This is a genomic window from Microbacterium sp. NPDC077184 (genome assembly GCF_040687055.1).
Lineage (GTDB): Bacteria > Actinomycetota > Actinomycetes > Actinomycetales > Microbacteriaceae > Microbacterium.
Genome location: NZ_JBFBMM010000001.1, coordinates 691,961 through 707,807, shown reverse-complemented (window position 1 = coordinate 707,807; position 15,847 = coordinate 691,961). Strand labels below are relative to the sequence as shown.

Here is a 15,847-nt window from a genome sequence, read left to right as displayed (position 1 = left end):
CTCAGCGCCCCGCGAGCCACTCCCGCGCGGCGTCGATGTCGCTCTGTGCGAGGCCATGCCCGCCGGGACGGGTGTGACGCGTCACCGTCGCACCGTGCGATGCCGCGATCTCCTCCAGCCGGTCGACCGAGGCCGACGGAGCCATCGGGTCGGCGACGCCGTTCAGCAGCACTACCTCGACCGTCGAGACCTCGCCGACGGGGTCACGGTCGGCGAACGGGAACATCCCGCTGAACGCGACAACGCGGTCGAGCACCTCGGGGTGAAGAAGCGCCGTCGCGAGGCCGATATTCGCTCCGTTCGAGAAGCCGACCGCGATGATGCGCCGATTCGCGAGGCGGTACTGCTCGCGCGCGGCGGTGATGAACTCAGCGAGCTGACCAGCCCGCTGGATCACGTCGTCGACGTCGAAGACGCCCTCTCCGAGGCGACGAAACCAGCGGTTCATCCCGTTCTCGCTCACGCGTCCGCGCGAAGAGAGGACGCCGGCGCCGGGCCAGAGGTGGGAGACGATCCCGGTGATCTCCTGCTCGTTCCCGCCGGTTCCGTGCAGGGTGAGCAAAACCGGGGCATCCGCTTCCCCGGGGGTAAAGACGTGGGGCCAGGACTCGATCGAGACCGCGCTCACGCTGCCGCTCCCGGGTTGTTCTCGGCGGGAAGCTGCACCGGAACGACGGCGGCTTCGATCGCCTCGCGGGAAGGCTCGAGCCACGGCGGCAGCTTGAGGGCGCGGCCGAGTTCGAGGAGGGGCTCGTCGATATCGAAGCCGGGGGTGTCGGTGGCGATCTCGAAGAGCACGCCGCCCGGCTCGCGGAAGTAGATGCTCGTGAAGTACTGGCGGTCGAGGATCTCGGTCACCTGGTGTCCGCGCGAGACGAGCTCGTCGCGCCACTGCTGCTGCGTCTCCTGGTCCGGCACACGGAAGGCGATGTGGTGGACCGTTCCGCCCGCGGTGAGTCCCGTCGGGGCGAGGCCGGAGCCCACGACGTCGACGATGGCTCCCGGAAGACCGTCACCGGCGGCGAGGCGCGTGCGGTTGCCGGCCTGCTCGACGACCCTCATGCCGAGGTCGTTCACGAGAAGCCCGACCGTGCCCTCCGGGTCGCGCACGGTGAGGACGCTGGAGTGCTGCCCGCGCACGGCGTACTCCGCCGGCACGCTCGCCGAGTCCCACGGGTCGCGCGGGTCGTCGGTGTTCGTCGCGACGAGTTCGATGCGGAGCCCGTCGGGATCGGCGACCATCAGGCGCTCCTCGCTGCTGGAGGGCGAGGTGATGCGCGGCTCGGCGCCGAAGGAGGTGAAGTGCTCGTGCCACCAGCCGAGGGACCCGGCCGGTACGCTGAACGCGGTCGAGGTCGACTGTCCGGCGCCGATGCGTCCGGGAGCGATGTTCCGCCACGGGAAGAAGGTCATGAGGCTTCCGGGCCGTCCGGACTCGTCGCCGTAGTAGAGGTGGTACGTGCCGGGATCGTCGAAGTTGACGGTCTTTTTCACCAGCCGCAGGCCCAGCCCGCGGACGTAGAAGTCGATGTTCTTCTGCGGGTCACCGGCGAGCGCGGTGACGTGGTGCAGTCCCGAGGGTGCGACATTCATGGGGTTCTCCCGTCGATGGTCAGATAAAGTTCGGGATCGGTTCTCTTGAGACCCTCTCACCGCTTCCATTCAAACGCATATAACTTCAGAACATTCCCGGGTTGACACTCGCGCCGCTGTGCGCCCCTGCTGCTTCCTCGGCTGGCGCTCCGCCACGAGCATGACCACGCCGCTCGCGCTGGACTGCCTCAGCATTGCTCTTGTCGACCCGCCGTCGTAAAGGCGTCTCTGGGTCCTGGTTCCCTTGCCGCGCACCAGTCCGTTGATGCCGAGGTCCCCCATCAGCCGGTCGACCTGCCGCTTCGACACGACCAGACCCTGTCGGCGCAGCAGCGCGGTCATCTTCCGCGACCGATACATCGACTCCGGTGTCGCCTGCACGTGCTCGTCGACGCGGGCGGCGAGGATCGCGTCGATCACGACCGCGTCGTCGAGATCCCTCGCGGAGGGTTGGGCGCGTTTCCACGCCCGACAGGTGCGCTCGGCGGCCTGCACGCCCTGGTCCCGCAGGACCTGGCAGATCGACCCGACCGAGCGGCCCTTGGATAGCTACTCCTCGATGAACGCGAGGATCAGCGGCGTCGGGGGTCGAGTTCCCGGCGAAGAAAACCGCCGCACCCAGCAGGATAGCGTTCGCCTCACGCAGCTCAACACGCAAATGAAGCCCGGCCGATGGCCGAGCTTTTCATGACAAGTCGCCTATGTCGCAACTCACCTGTCGCCTATGTCGCGACTCATCACACTGGTGAACCTGACCGAGGCTCCGCGATCGCGGGCAGGCACTGCTACCGAGCAAGGCGATCCACCCGGGCGCTGAATGATTTGTACCACGGGCCCGGTGACCACGACCCCTCAGCCGCGGCCATCGCCGTCGCAACGATTGCCCAGTCGCGCGGTGAGGGATGCCGCGGCGACGGGCGTTCGAGGATGGCGAGCTCGCAGAGCGCCTCGAGCGCCAGATCGAAGTCGCCCCGCGACGAATTGAATCGTCGGACGGATTCCCAGAGCTTGTCGAAGGCCCCATCGACATCGCCTAACGCTGCGAGAATGCGGCCGTCCGTGAGCGCGTCGAGTTGGAGGACCCAGCCGGACGCCTCCTTGAACCCGGCGAAGGCGCGAGCATACGCGGCATCGGCCGCGTCGGGTCTTCCCATCACTGCATGTGCACGTGCGAGAAGCGCCTCAAGTTCCGTCTGAGCAAGCGGATCACGCCAATAAGGCCTCTCGGTGTCACCGCCATGCAGTTCGCTCTCGTCCAACTCCTGCGGTCGGTAGGCGTCTAGAAGGATGTCGCTCACGTCGGCGGCTGTGCGGACTGGGTCGCCCGCGGACCACAGTGCTGCGATCTCGTTCATGTAGGGACGGGCGAGCCCGGAATCGTTGAACTCCGACATGGTGACAACCGCGAGGAGCGATTCCTCAAGCCCCATGAGCTCGTCCTGCCAATCCGCGAGGTTGCGGATCTCGTGATCAGGGTTTGCGATGTAGTGCTGCCACGATGCCTTCGGGTTGTGGTCAACGAGCGAGGAAGCCGGATCGGTAGCGTCGATGATCGCGCGGAGTCTCTGTTGTTTCGACTCATCCCACCTGGGCACGAAGGACCACCAGGTTACGCTCTCGACGAGCTCGAATGCGAGGTTCGCCCATTCGGCGCGCCTCAGAACTGCGTCGATCTGCGGATCATGGGCTTCGAACGTGGCGAGCTCAAAGAGCGCCTGCAAGTAGAGGTCCGGGTCCCAGTGGTCATTCGCCGGGGGCTGCGCCGACATGCAGAGACGATCGATCGCCGCTTCCGGATGCCCGAGGAAGCCCTCCAGACGCGCCTCGGCGAGAAACCTCGCCTGCATCAGATACCAAGGGCAACCCATATCGATCTCTGTCCAGAGCGCGCGGAGGGCTTCCTCGTTCTTTCCTGCGTCCAGCAGGTTCCGCCCTGCCCAGGCGGACCGAGCCCAATCCGGGAGATCAGTGAGCGCTGAACGCTTGTCTCGGGCGCGCGCAAGCCCTGCCCGCGCGTCTTGGATCGCTTGGTCAACCTGCTCGACGGTCACGTTGGGGTCTCCTTCCGATCCGAGCACTACACGGCTTGTGATTCGGATCTACTGTCTTCGGCGATGAGGGCCATCCACTCGGCTTCAAGCGCGCTACCAATGCGTTGCTCCCGAGCAATCGACTCCTTGAGCCAGGCGATCGTTGCCGGCGCCATCGCAAGCAACTGCGGGTAGTTGAGCGCGGCCGGATTCATCCCGAAGACGAGACCCGTTTTGACCAGCGTTCCGGACGACGCCACAGTGTGGCCGAGCAGGAGCATCGAGCGGAGCTTCGCGACTTCCAGTTTTCGCTGGTCGGCGCTCTTCCCAGTAGAGAGAGCATCGAGCATCCAGTACGCCCGGATGATCGCTTCGACAGCCGCGGGGACGATACCCATCGTCAAAAAGTGTCGGAGGTCGTAGCCGTTTCGGTACATGTCGCGGGCGATGTCCGTCCACGGCACCTTTGGCCCGTCCTTCCACAGCGCGAACGGGGACTCCGTCTTGACGAGTTGGAGCAGGCTGAACAACGGAGCGGGCAAGCCGGCCGGCGTGAAGGCATCAGAGAGAAGGTGAGCTACCTGTTTGAGCAACGCGGTCGTAAGGTCCACCGGCGCCATGTTGGTCGTCACCTGCACAAGATTGCCGAGCTGGTCGACGTATGTCCCCGTCCCGCGCATGAGGTCGGCAATGCCCACCAGGAAGCCGAGCATCGGGTCGTGTCCCGGACTCATCAGCCTGTGCACCTTCGGGAACATGCCTCGCACGGCATCGTTGGTGGCCTTCGTCGTTGGCGCGTCGAAGGGAACCTTGGCGAAACCTTCGAACGGCTTGCCGAATCGCTCATGGAGAGACTTGCTGTTTTCGTTGAGCCAATCCGTCAGCGGTGAGCCCTCGTACTTCTTGCCCAAAAAATTCCGGTCGGCGGGGATTCGCACCAGCACGACGTCGAGGATCGTCGCAACGACTCCTGCACCGAGGATGACAGCCCAGTCCGCCTTGGTCCAGCTCACGTCTCCAAACTGAGCGTCGTACTGCTGGAGACTCGCCTTGATCTGCCCCTGCGGCAGTACCTGGAGAAGCGGATCGCGGCTCAGATCAACGTCGAGCATGGCGAGGCGGGCTTCTGCCAGCGCGGTGAGGTCTGAGAAGTTGAGTCCTGTCGGCGCGACGTGAAATCCATGGCCGGGCTGGTGAACTGCGCCATCCGAGGGCACCTCGCTCGCCTGCGCTGTGTCGCGTGGGAAGTCCGGAACGTGGATGCCTCGCGCCGCCAACTGCTGTCTGACGGCGCCGATCTCGTCCTCAATGCTCGATACCGAGGCGCTTACTCGAGCCTCCCGCTCAAGTGCCTCACGCAGGTCGAAGTCGACGCGATCGAAGACGCCACGGAGTTCGGTCAATGTCACGTCCTGGTATGCCGCAACGGTCGAAACTGCGGCGAGTGAGTCAGGCACTGACAGGCTCACCCTGCTCAAACGCGTCGCGATTGGCCTGCAGGCTTGCGAGTGCGAGTTTGAACGCTGCAAGGTCGGCGCGCAACGCGGCGAGTCGGTGTTCATTCTGTGTCGTTTGTGCGAGGTAGTCCTCCATGCGGCTTGCCAGCCCGGCGATGTCTTGAGTGAGGTCACCGATTGCCTGCTGGTGGTTCTTGAGAACCTGCTGGATCAGGTGTTCGCGACGATGCTCTCGTTCGCGCTCGTTGATGCCGAGCACCCAACGGGTTCCTGCGTACACGCCCACACCGAGGAGCACTGCGACACCGATGCCGGTCGTCATCGGGTTCAGGCCGAGAAGGCCACCGAATCCGAGTGCCGCGAGCCCCGACGTGATACCCGCGGCGCCAAGGCCGCTGACGCTTCCGGCGAAACTGACAGCGGCGATCGGCGCGCTAAACGCCGCAGCCTTGGCGAGCACATCCTTCGTGACGGTCTCTAACTGAGTGGTTGAGATCTTCCCCGCAAGGTAATCCTCCTCAGCTATGACCAGGGTTCTGGTGGTCGCGACCACATCGTCATTAGCCTCGCCGAATTGCACCTCCGCGATCTTCGCGATTAGCCGGTCCTCTTCCTCGGACTGGTGCTTGTCGGCGCGAGAGATACGGAGAAGATCCCTAATGAGCGCAGCGAACACGGCTTCGACGTCCTCGTCGACGAGTTCCTCCTTCAGGCCAACCGCGTATCCGACGGCCGACTCCTCGAGCGTTTCGGTCTCGTTGCCAAGACTGTGCGCCGTCAACTCTCCACGCAGAACTGAGCGCGCGTCGGGCTCAAGCTGAATCGTCGAAGCGAACAGATACAGATTCGCAATCTCGCGAGGGTCAATCGCGGCGTCCGCCAGAGTAAGGCCCGCGAGAATGCGGCAGTAAGCGAGCTTGGCCTCGGTACTCAGCGCTGACAGGTCCGCGCCATTCTTGTGCTTGCCCTGGAGACGACCTGCAACGCCCTGCCCGAAGGCAGTGAGCGAAGCGGCTGTCTGATCCGCAGACTTCTTCACGCCCTGCCCAACGCCGTCTGCGACCTCTACGGTCTTCTCCCAGCCGGAATTCGCCACGCCCGCGACCTTGCGACCAGCCGCGTCAGCAACATCCTTGAGCCGGCCGAAATCGAGTCGCCGTTGTTCCACCATCGACCTTGAGCCTCTCCCCATGCGGAACGATGTTCGCCATCTTCCGACACCCTGAGGCTATCGCGCGTCTCCGACCCTCCCGGTGGACTTGCATCAGAGACGGCCGAGGGCGTGGATGCGCGACGAGTTCGGCAGGACAATCAGCCGTAACCGCGGAGCATTGACTTCAGCGAGGAAGTGGCGGAGACGCGTCGATGAACGCTCCGCTCCCCCAGCCGACTTCCCACCCCTGCCGGGTGTCGTAGTAGTCCGCGAGGGCGATGGGCACGGCATCCTGCGCGGTGATCAGCCGCATAAGCCGGACGTACCAGTCCGCATAGGCGGGGTCGAGCACGTGTTCTTGTACCCACGGCATGGAAGCAAGGATCAGGCCGGCGACCTCTTCTGGCTTGGAGGATCGGTCGACGATTGTGTCCGCGAACTCGGGTGCGGCTCCGGTGCTGTATCTGAGCACCACGTTCTCGTTTCGGTAAGCGACGTAGCCTTCGGAGTCGTCCATGGCTGCTGCCTCTGCGATTTCGACGCGCCAGTGTATCCCTGACGGACTCATATACGTGAGGACGCGGAACTGTTCGTAGCCGCGTTTGTAAAGTCGCTGAACGCCTTCGAGGATCCGGCGCGGAGTGGCTTCGTCCTGCTTGGCCCGCATCCGCTCGTAGACGTCGTGATTAAAGGCGACAAGTGTGACTGAGGTCACGGCCGCGCGCTCAGTCGTCATCATCTGTGAACCGCAGCTCAAGCCGACTACGGAATGGCAGGCGATCGCACGCGCGCGACGCTTGGGTCAGCTCCAGTCCGTCCAGGTTCACCGGCTCCTGTCCGAGGAAGGTGCCGACCTACGCGTGACGCAGATCTGGTCATCACCCGTCTGTTCCCTCGTCCGCGAGGCCTCTTGTGTGTCGCCGTCATCTGACGTGGCCCTCACGCGATCGACATCCGAAGTTTCGTGGGTAAGCGAGGTCGACCGCGTACCTAGATCAATGACGATGTATGGATAGTGTCAATCGGGATAGAGCCACCGTGGTCGTTCCAGAGAAGGGGCCCGCGGGTGAGATTGCAACCCGCGAAATTGGAGAATCGATATGGCGATTGTCAGAGCATTGGTGCAGGGGCACCAGAACGTCCACGCTCATCCGACAACGGTGGAGGGGTACGTGCAGATCCTGCATGACGACGACGGGCGCCCTCTCGTGCATGTGAGCACCTGGGGCTCCGACGCTCGGCAAACGGTCAAGAAGCAGAGCCAAGTGGTTCAGTTCGATAAAGCGTCTGCCGCCCAGCTAGTGCGCTATTTTGTCGCGGCGTTTGGCGATCGAGTACGTCCATAGTCAGCAACCCCAGCAATTCCAGTTGTCGACGACTATCTGGGCTCTTCGGACATTCGGTGGGGTGAGGGTGGCGGCGTGATTGGCGGGTAGGGGACGAGGTCCCCGAGGATCAGAAGCGCTAACCCTCATCGACTACGAGGACCTCGAAGTGCTTCACCCTACGGCCGGGTGCGCTGACGCGCGCCCCGCCGACTGTCCGTGAGCCCGTTGCGAGCTGATGCTCGGTCTCGACGGCGTCCATATCGCGGACGTCGACCTCCGCAATGAGTTGTTGGTCGCGACGGTCTCGGGCCCGTCGGCGCCGGCCGGGTGCCCGGCGTAGGGGTTGTCGCGGTCGGCCGCAGGCGACGGCGTCGGGTGCTGCATGACGCGCCTGGGTGACTAGATTGCGAATCGTGTGAAGGCAACGGATGTTCCGGTGCGGTGGCGTCAGCTACGCGAAGATGACCTTTGTCGAGCAGACTCCGAGCGGGGTCCTGTGCCGCGGGTCGATCGCCATCCGCGCGATCAGCTGGGCGATCGGGCAACTTCGGCGAGAGCATGCGACCATCGCCGGACTCGCCTGGCAACTCGGAACATCATGGACGACGGTGTGGCGGGCCGTCGAGCCCGAGCTTGTAAAGCTCACTGCGGACGAGTCCCGGTTCGACGGCGTCACCACGCTCGGTGTCGACGAGCATATATGGCATCACGTCGACCCGCGCCGGCGGGGTCCGAAGGAACGACCGGGATGGTCGACAAGACGACTAGCTTTCGATGGCTGAGCACGATGTCGGCACGAACGCGCATCCTCGATTCGGGTCGAGCATCAACTTGATAGCGAAGACCAGCGGCGTGCAAAAGACGCCGAATGCGCAACTCGAGATGGGTGCCTCTTCGCCGATTGGCGACCATTGTGAGCCGCGCGGCTTAGCTCGAGGCCAAAGAATCAGCCATGTAGTCACGCTAGACCAATTCGCTGAGCGGCCGAACATCCCGACCCTGGGCGCTTCCCCCAGACCGAGTCAAAACGCGTCTGAGGGGATGATGCCCTCCTGCACGCAGCGTTCTAGGACTCTCACGAGTCTGAGCGCCTGGCGATCGGAAGGCATCGACTTCTTGGTTGCGAGTTCCACGAGGGCTACATCGGTGGGGCTGAGAAGTCCGGCGCGCGTTCCCTCCACAACCACCGTCTCCCATGTGGCGGCGGCGACGCTCAATATCCGGGACGCTGCTTCGAGACCGGAGTCGATCTGGCGCTCCCGCTTGGCGTCGGCCAGACGGCTCCTTTCTTCGGATGCGCCCAGCAAATCGTCGGCAATGGACGGTGGGAGCTCCACTTTCGCCTTCTTCGCTGCTTCCCATGCAGCCGGTTGCTTCGCCCACTGAGTCACGTTCGCCTGCGGGCGATCGTCGGCGGTGAGGACTTTCTGCATTTGATGCGCGATATGAAGGAGTGATTCGCGACTTGATTGAGATAGCGCCTGTCGGCGCCAAACAGATTCGAAGTCGTATTTTTGGTTGGGGTGCTGTCGCGACAGCTCGAACGCGAACCGAGAAACGGCGTAGGCAACGATGTTCGCGAGGTAGCCAGTCGCGTACCAATCTGCGCTGAGAATCGTTTCGCGCACATCGTGAAACATGATTGCCTTGGCGACGCCCGTGCGGAAGTATGCGTCGCCGATTTGATCAGGGTCTTTCTCCCAGAGATCGTTAGCGACTTTGGCGTAGGCCATGAAGTTCGATTGCGCGCCCTTGCTCACCTCATGCGGGCGTTGAGACCAGCAGAACGCGAACTTTGCCCAGTCTGTCTTTGTCAGCCGTTGCCGCTTGGGGTACTCGAGTTCGAATCTCTTCGCCTCGGCTGCCGTGCCCGCGTTTCGCTGGTTCTCCCATTGGCCTCTCGCGCGCTCATAGAACCACTTCGTCTGATACTGATGGCCCTCAGCCGGCGGAGCCATCACTCGTCGGCTGATCTGCTCGAGGCGGACGTGGAAGGGGCTGTTTGAGAACAGGTCGGCTTCGCTCACGGCATTCTGACTATTGGCGAACCGGGATATCGAAGCGACCATTTCTGAGGCTGTCTCGGGCTCCACCGTTACTAGCTTCATGGCAACGTACACATCGTCGACCTCACGGTTCCCCGCGCCGCGGATGAAATGGGCAAGCGACGCCGTTGTCTGTCCGCCATTCACGATCTGCCAATTGTGCAACGTATGGATTCGGGTGCCTCCCGAACCCTCGATCATCTCCACTCCTGTCGCAGTCGTCGTGAGTCCGTTGTTGTACGCCAAGAACATGTCGGGATGGTTGGCCAGCGTCGACTGAATCCCCCGGTTCACCTTGCCGCGCGCGCTGAGGAAGGTCCGGACATTAGATTCGAGCAACTGACTTCCAAACTCCGCGTAGAGGTCCGCGAGAAGCTTGCCCGGTATAACTGCGAGGTAGGACTTCGCGCGCGAATCGCTCTCCGATCCGACGAGACACGGCAATCCCGCCGGTAGCCACTTGGTGAGATCGACTTCAAAGTCATCTTGCCCGGACTCTGACATCGTCAAGTCCTCGAACCGGCGCAGGTCCCAGATCGCATATGACGCCGGACGGCCGCACAGCTCGTCCGTCGGAATTGACCTGATCCTCTCGCTCATCGTCCCGTCAGTCGCGAGAACGAACTTGAATCGCTCGACACGACCCAGGGAGTTGCGATGTTCTCGCGAGAGCAACTCTTGGAAGTAGCGAGCGTGCTCGGCTTCGGCCGAGCTGATCTCGAGCGCGTCGATCAGGTATCCATCTGCCGATTGCTCGATGAATCCACGGGCAGAGGCGAACACCGACTCAGCTTCAGTCTTCGTGAGCGTCCTTCCGGGCTCTCCATAAAAGGCAGCGCAAAGGACGACAAGCGAACTGTCCGCCGCGTCCTCGGCGTACCCCAAGAGGCGCAGCTTCCGGCGGTTTCTTCCAGTGCACTGTAGGGCGATGACCGTGAGGTCGAGTGCGACCTCCGCCTCCTCGAGTCGCTCGGCGACTTCCTCCCCAAACGCCGTCAGCTGAAAGCCTGAGTTGCCATGGGCCCGCAACGTGACTGAATTCGCGAACTCCTCATGAAAATCGGCCACTGTCCCTCCTATTCCTCAGGCGCGTCGACCCAGAACGCGGTCGTTGCGTAGTCAGTGACTTGGTCGATGTCGATCGAATACCGCACACCCGTGATTGGCGAAGGGACGTCGTCCGGCCTTATCCGCGGGAAGCCATCGGTTACGTCGAACCAACGCCACTCGCCGAGATCGAACCGCCACTGCCGGTAGTACGCATCCGTGAGATCCAGTCCGATAGTTGCCAACGCTTGAGCGAACAGGCTGGCAGCGGCGGGGTCGTCGTCCATCCAAGCCTGGACATCCGTCATGATCGCGTCCAGCGTCACGCCAATGCCGTCGATCCGACGATCAAGCTCCAGAACCGCCAGCCTGAGTTCCTCCCCCCTTGGGTCGAGCTGGTCCACGTTGGAGATCTGCAACCTGTGGTTTTGACGCCGCACAGACTTGACCTCGACACACTTCCGCCCCGGGAGAACGAAGTCCTTGGCGGCACGATATGGGCCCTGCCAGGACCCGACGGCTGCGGCGGGACTGTAGCCCGCGCCGCGCAGAGCCGTGAGCATCGCCAGCTCTGCGAATAGCCCTCGTACTCCGGCCTCGCTGAGCTGTCCTCGGTCTGCAGCGAGCATGGACTTGAACTCGTCGAAGCTGTCAATGAGTGCGGAGAGGGCGCCGTCGATCCCGGGATGCCCCACTGAGCTCTCGAGGAGCGAGTCGATCAGCGCTTCGAACATAGGAGTCGCTCCGGGCACAAGGGACTCAAGCCTCAGGTAGCTTTGTCCTCCGGAAGTCGCCTCGACAACCACTTTGACGCCCTGAGTCCCGGCGATGTACCGCTCGATAGCCCAGGGCACGTCGACGACGATCGCCGGTCTCCCATCAACGTTCTGCGCATACATCGAGAGAACTGGATGATCGATTGGGAGAACTTGAAAGTTCTGTTTGGTGAGGACCTCCGCGATACGCGCGTCCATCACAGGTCTTCATCCTCGTCGGCGTCGTCCTCAAGGCTCATGGACATCCCGAGCTGTCGGCGCGCGTACACTCTGTTGACTTTCCATCGGACGCCTCGGCCGTTGACGAGCTCCTCATACTCTTCCTCCGCAGACAGCTTGGGTGTAGCGACAACGGCAGCGACGAGCGGAGCGTCCAAGGGCACGTGCACCTTCCCGTCGGCCAGCTCTTTCCCGTCAAGATTGGAAACAACCGTGTAGAGCATGAGCACCGGGCGTTGCAGGATCTCGCGTGCCAGAGCCCGGTCTCCCTTTAGCGCAGTGGGTCGTTCGCCCTCGCCCTCCGCCGCGAGCGGCACCAGCGATCGAAGGTCTTGGCCTGCGGCGACGCGACGATTGGGGAACTCGACGAAAGGTCCACCATCGCCGATCGGAGTGCCCACCTGGAGCTGGTCGCGGACGCTCGCCTTATGCTCAGCCGGAAGCCCAACCGCGGTGACAGCTGGACCGGAACCGGAGATGTACGCGACATCCCACGTGTCGCCGTTCTTGATCTCCGATATGTTCTGGAGGATCAGACCCCCGGGCCTTCCGCCACCGAAGTTGGGTTCCTCTGAGTAGCTGCGGAACGCCCCGAGGAAGTCCTCAACGATCCTGCGGTCGACCTGTGGCCAGTACGGGTCGCCTGGACTTCGTTTGCCGGGGGTCCTGGACGACGGGCCGAGGACTTTGAGGAGGGTACGCAAAGCGCTCAGGTTCGCTTCGCGGTCGTCAGGGCGGAAGGAGAGCGCCGTCGACTCGAAGACACGGCCGTTAATGGAGATGATGCCGTCATGGTCGACCGCGTCTCGCATTTTTCGAGCGGCGGCGATCTGAAAGCCTTCGGGATGGCGTTTGATCTTCAGTCCGAACTGCGCAGGCGTCAGCCCTAGGCCCTTCATCTCAGAAATTGACTCTCGCAGCTCGGCGGAGATATCCGCGGTCCAGCGGAAAAGCTCCGCCGTCTCGTCGTCGATCCACAAACGAACGAGGTCTTCATATCCCGGCCGGTAGCCGAACCACCTGCCCATCTGGAGAAGGGTGTCGGCGGCAGCGGCGCGGCGCGAGTAGTAGCTGACCTGAAGGCCCTCAATGGTGAGACCGCGAGCCAGCACGTCTCCTCCGACGTAGATCGTCGGCAGGAGCGCCTCGGCGTCACGCACGCTTTTAGGCGTCTCGCGCGTGTGCTTCTCTCTCTCAGCCTTTGTCTGCGAGTTGATCAGCTGCGTTCGGAACTCGCCCGCGATGGGGATGAGTTCCTGTCGGACCGTCTGCCAGCTGACGCCCGCTTCTTCGAAATGATTCGCAAAAGCATCGAACAGCAGTTGCCCGCGGCGACTGCGGCCGCTGGACGCCTCGGGAATCCCAAACTCACTCATGATCGTCGCGGCGAGCTCGCGAGTAAGGTCCTCGACTAGGGCGGCGACTTGAGATTGGACGTCATTGAATCGACTGACGTTTATCAGCATCGACGCCGGCCGCGGTTGCTCCTCGCGAATGCGCCGGATCGCTGTCCCCACGAAGAACGCAGCGATTGCTCGCTCGACGCTTGGCGGAAGGTCTCGAACAGCGAGCGTTCGCTTGTGAGAGTACGGAATGGCGGTGAGTGAGTCGGACACATCTCCGACGAGGGCCGGATGATTCGCACTGGAGAAGTACTTGCCTACACCTTGGTAATTCGAAGGACTCTGCAGCGCGACGATGTAGTCACGCGGGAAAATGTCCTCTTCGACTTCATCGTCGATGAAGACATTGGCAAATGGGGTTGCCGTGATTCCGAGGTAACTGTTCCGGTTCGATGTCGCGAGGATGTCTCGGATAGCTTGATTTACTGCGGACACATCTTCGCGTGAGTTGACGTTGATCGAAGCCCAGTCCGCCTCGTCGTCGATGAGAATGAGCGGCGGCTGACTCGCCCAGTTGGGAATGTGCGCGCGCAGGTATGTCGCGAGGTTCTGCATGACTCGCGCGTTCTTCTTGATGACGAAGATCGTCGGCGTGTTGCCCCCGAGAGCCACGTTGCCGGCGCGCTTGCTATGTGCGGAAAAATCGGACCGTGTCGTGGTCAACACATTGATGCTGGAGGCGAGCGTCTGATCGACGCGTCCGATGCCGATTCGCGCCACGTCGGTTTCGACGATGATGTTGTCTGCAAGATAGGCCGAGTCCACGCCGGTCAGGTCCGAGTCGAGCCGCGCCTGCGTTTGTCGCCTGAGATCTTCGGTGTGGCCACCGATCACCACGATGATCTTGTACCCGTAGTCGATCGCCTTCGCGAGCAGACCGATGTAAGTGCTGGTCTTGCCAGACTGGACCTCGCCGATCGCCAAGCCGCGACGCTTCCATGGTGCTGACTTCTCTGGATCGCCAACCAGATCCATAATTCGATCGGTCTGCTCGTCGAGCGTGTCGACGACATTTCCTGCCCACGAGCGCGACAGCAGAAGCTCCTGATATGCGCCGGACCGCCTCGTTTCGACACCTGGCTTGCGCTCCTCGAGCCAAGGGGCGAAGGTTGCCGGATTGACAATTGAGTCGCCGACGCGCAGGACGATTGCGTTCATCTCAACGGCCCGAGCGATCACCGCTTGGAATTCAGCGTCCTGGATTCCTGGCGCGACAAATGGCCTGACCCCCGATGCCGCGCTCTTGAGCGCCGTGAGATCAAGCGTCTCGTCCTTCCGCAACATCGCGTTGAGGGTCATCAAGAGGGTCTCTCCCTCGTCACTCAGTTGCGTACTCATTCGTTCTCCTTCCAGACCTGCATGACCAGGTCCTGCAAGTTGTCGACGTCGTTGAAGGGCTCGACTCGCCTCAAAGCCGGCACGAGCGAGTCGGCATCTGCGAGGGCGCCTCCGGCGTCACGGATCGCGCGGAGTCTGGCGCGCAACTCATCGTCTGAGACTTTGGTCGCGACCTGTGGCTGACTGTCGGCCATTCGCAGGTAGAGGTCTGGTGCCGGAAAGTATGTCGCCAGATCCTGCAGGGTCTGCAAAAGTAACAGCCGCTTCTCCGGAGGCAACTGCGCCTCGAGTCCCGAGATCATCGGGTGCGTCATATTGACGGCGTAACGGTATCCGCCCCGTTCCTCGATCACCTGCCACAAGTGAGTCGTTTCTGTGCGGCTCTGCGAGCGGCCGCGAAAACGATGCATGCGCTTGCTCCCACCCGTCACATGCTCAATGATCTGGCGAAAGCGGCTGCGGAATGCCTGAGGCGGTTCAACACGCGACTTCTTGATATCGAGTTGCCACTGGTGATCGAGCTCCGGCGGGATTTCCACTCTCACACGCGACTGTTTGCTCAGCTCGTCGAGCTTCGCGAGGCCGAACCACCCGCCACTACTGATCAGCCGGCGGTTTCGGTAGACGTAGAAGCCCTGGTGCTCCCGCATTGCCGCCCCGAAATCGGGCCTTCCGCGCTCGCGTGCGGTGAGGGACGACGGATGCGGCAGGGTGAACGGTTCCACAGACACGACATGCCCATCGATGACAATGTTCTCCTGGGGGCCGGGTTGGGTTTTGGAGTTGCCTTCGAGAAAGGGGTCGATGGCATCGACGCGTACCCCGTTGATGTCGATGCTGATAGCGCCCCGGCCCTCCAGGAAACGCTGAAACACGAGCCCGAGGTGGTGACGCAGACTCGCAAGTCGCTCCGCGACCTCGAGGGCCGGATCGTGCGCCCCGGCAAGGAGGTAGTCAAGGGATTGCCAAACGACGAGCGTGCCGGACACTGAAGATTTGAGTTGCTCGGCGTGCGGAATCTCGGAGATGTCGTCTTGATCGAGGACGCGGATGGACCAGCTGCCTGTGCTTAGAACATGGTCCAGATCCCATTGAAGTCCAGTCATAACGCCCTCTCGTACCGTGAGCACGCTTAGCCGCCGACACTGCGAGAGGGAGGCCGTTTTGAGACCCAAGCCGAATCGCCCGAGATCACGCGAGTCACGTATGCTCCCACTTGTCCCAGCCAGCCGTAGCGCGTGACGCGCTTCGTCGTCGGACATTCCCTCGCCGTCATCGAGAAATGCGATGTAGGTTGCGTCAACCGAGTCTGCGAGCACACCGACGTGCTTCGCATTCGCTGCGATGCTGTTGTCGATGATGTCGGCGACCGCCGCATCAAAGGAATAGCCCACGGAGCGCATCGACTCGAGGAGCTCGACGCCCGGCACAAGGATTTCGTCGCGCACAGTTTTGCTA

At 62.6% G+C, this 15,847-nt stretch carries 13 protein-coding genes; 1 reads left to right on the top strand and 12 read right to left on the bottom strand.

The genetic code is table 11. The features are described from left to right. Position 1: 1 nt before the first annotated feature. The 7 genes from AB0O93_RS03380 to AB0O93_RS03350 all read right to left on the bottom strand — a co-directional run bounded on the left by AB0O93_RS03380 (position 2) and on the right by AB0O93_RS03350 (position 6,972). Positions 2-628, bottom strand: coding sequence for an alpha/beta hydrolase (locus AB0O93_RS03380; RefSeq protein WP_363340498.1), 627 nt, complete (start codon positions 626-628; stop codon positions 2-4). Beyond that, positions 625-1,593, bottom strand: coding sequence for a ring-cleaving dioxygenase (locus tag AB0O93_RS03375; protein ID WP_363340496.1), 969 nt, complete (start codon positions 1,591-1,593; stop codon positions 625-627). The genes AB0O93_RS03380 and AB0O93_RS03375 overlap by 4 nt, the downstream gene beginning before the upstream one ends. A gap of 69 nt (positions 1,594-1,662) precedes the next feature. After that, positions 1,663-2,013 (bottom strand): IS3 family transposase, encoded by a 351-nt coding sequence (locus tag AB0O93_RS03370; RefSeq protein ID WP_363340494.1) that lies wholly within the window; start codon positions 2,011-2,013, stop codon positions 1,663-1,665. Positions 2,014-2,378: 365 nt separating this feature from the next. Then, positions 2,379-3,644, bottom strand: coding sequence for a hypothetical protein (locus AB0O93_RS03365; RefSeq protein ID WP_363340493.1), 1,266 nt, complete (start codon positions 3,642-3,644; stop codon positions 2,379-2,381). 26 nt (positions 3,645-3,670) lie between these two features. Then, complete coding sequence (locus AB0O93_RS03360; RefSeq protein WP_363340491.1) at positions 3,671-5,080, bottom strand: hypothetical protein; 1,410 nt, start codon at positions 5,078-5,080, stop codon at positions 3,671-3,673. Then, the gene (locus tag AB0O93_RS03355; protein ID WP_363340489.1) at positions 5,073-6,251 is read right to left on the bottom strand and encodes a TerB family tellurite resistance protein; all 1,179 of its coding nucleotides are present in this window, start codon (positions 6,249-6,251) and stop codon (positions 5,073-5,075) included. The genes AB0O93_RS03360 and AB0O93_RS03355 overlap by 8 nt, the downstream gene beginning before the upstream one ends. A 166-nt stretch (positions 6,252-6,417) precedes the next feature. Beyond that, positions 6,418-6,972, bottom strand: coding sequence for a hypothetical protein (locus tag AB0O93_RS03350; RefSeq protein WP_363340487.1), 555 nt, complete (start codon positions 6,970-6,972; stop codon positions 6,418-6,420). 1,050 nt (positions 6,973-8,022) lie between these two features. Between AB0O93_RS03350 and AB0O93_RS03345 the strand changes: the two genes are divergently transcribed. Further along, the gene (locus AB0O93_RS03345) at positions 8,023-8,343 is read left to right on the top strand and encodes a hypothetical protein (RefSeq protein WP_363341022.1); all 321 of its coding nucleotides are present in this window, start codon (positions 8,023-8,025) and stop codon (positions 8,341-8,343) included. On the opposite strand, the gene AB0O93_RS03340 is transcribed toward AB0O93_RS03345, so the two are convergent. From AB0O93_RS03340 to AB0O93_RS03320, 5 genes are all read right to left on the bottom strand, one after another. Continuing rightward, positions 8,234-8,473 carry a hypothetical protein gene (locus AB0O93_RS03340; protein ID WP_363340485.1) on the bottom strand — a complete coding sequence of 80 codons (240 nt, stop codon included), beginning with the start codon at positions 8,471-8,473 and terminating at the stop codon, positions 8,234-8,236. The two genes, AB0O93_RS03345 and AB0O93_RS03340, sit on opposite strands and share 110 nt — an antisense overlap. Before the next feature lie 110 nt (positions 8,474-8,583). Next, positions 8,584-10,674 carry an AIPR family protein gene (locus AB0O93_RS03335; protein ID WP_363340484.1) on the bottom strand — a complete coding sequence of 697 codons (2,091 nt, stop codon included), beginning with the start codon at positions 10,672-10,674 and terminating at the stop codon, positions 8,584-8,586. An 8-nt stretch (positions 10,675-10,682) separates the two neighbouring features. Next, positions 10,683-11,627, bottom strand: a complete 945-nt coding sequence (locus AB0O93_RS03330) for a PD-(D/E)XK motif protein (protein ID WP_363340482.1) — start codon at positions 11,625-11,627, stop codon at positions 10,683-10,685. Further along, positions 11,627-14,389 (bottom strand): Z1 domain-containing protein, encoded by a 2,763-nt coding sequence (locus AB0O93_RS03325; protein WP_363340480.1) that lies wholly within the window; start codon positions 14,387-14,389, stop codon positions 11,627-11,629. The genes AB0O93_RS03330 and AB0O93_RS03325 overlap by 1 nt, the downstream gene beginning before the upstream one ends. Continuing rightward, positions 14,386-15,837, bottom strand: coding sequence for an ATP-binding protein (locus AB0O93_RS03320; protein ID WP_363340478.1), 1,452 nt, complete (start codon positions 15,835-15,837; stop codon positions 14,386-14,388). Before AB0O93_RS03320 ends, AB0O93_RS03325 begins: the two co-directional genes overlap by 4 nt. Positions 15,838-15,847 lie beyond the last annotated feature (10 nt).

Excerpts from the sequence above, each read along its gene's own strand:
- AB0O93_RS03355 (WP_363340489.1), bottom strand. The coding sequence starts at position 6,251 with ATGGTGGAACAACGGCGACTCGATTTCGGCCGGCTCAAGGATGTTGCT.
- AB0O93_RS03345 (WP_363341022.1), top strand. The coding sequence starts at position 8,023 with ATGACCTTTGTCGAGCAGACTCCGAGCGGGGTCCTGTGCCGCGGGTCG.
- AB0O93_RS03340 (WP_363340485.1), bottom strand. The coding sequence starts at position 8,473 with ATGGTCGCCAATCGGCGAAGAGGCACCCATCTCGAGTTGCGCATTCGG.
- AB0O93_RS03350 (WP_363340487.1), bottom strand. The coding sequence starts at position 6,972 with ATGATGACGACTGAGCGCGCGGCCGTGACCTCAGTCACACTTGTCGCC.
- AB0O93_RS03375 (WP_363340496.1), bottom strand. The coding sequence starts at position 1,593 with ATGAATGTCGCACCCTCGGGACTGCACCACGTCACCGCGCTCGCCGGT.
- AB0O93_RS03330 (WP_363340482.1), bottom strand. The coding sequence starts at position 11,627 with ATGGACGCGCGTATCGCGGAGGTCCTCACCAAACAGAACTTTCAAGTT.
- AB0O93_RS03325 (WP_363340480.1), bottom strand. The coding sequence starts at position 14,389 with ATGAGTACGCAACTGAGTGACGAGGGAGAGACCCTCTTGATGACCCTC.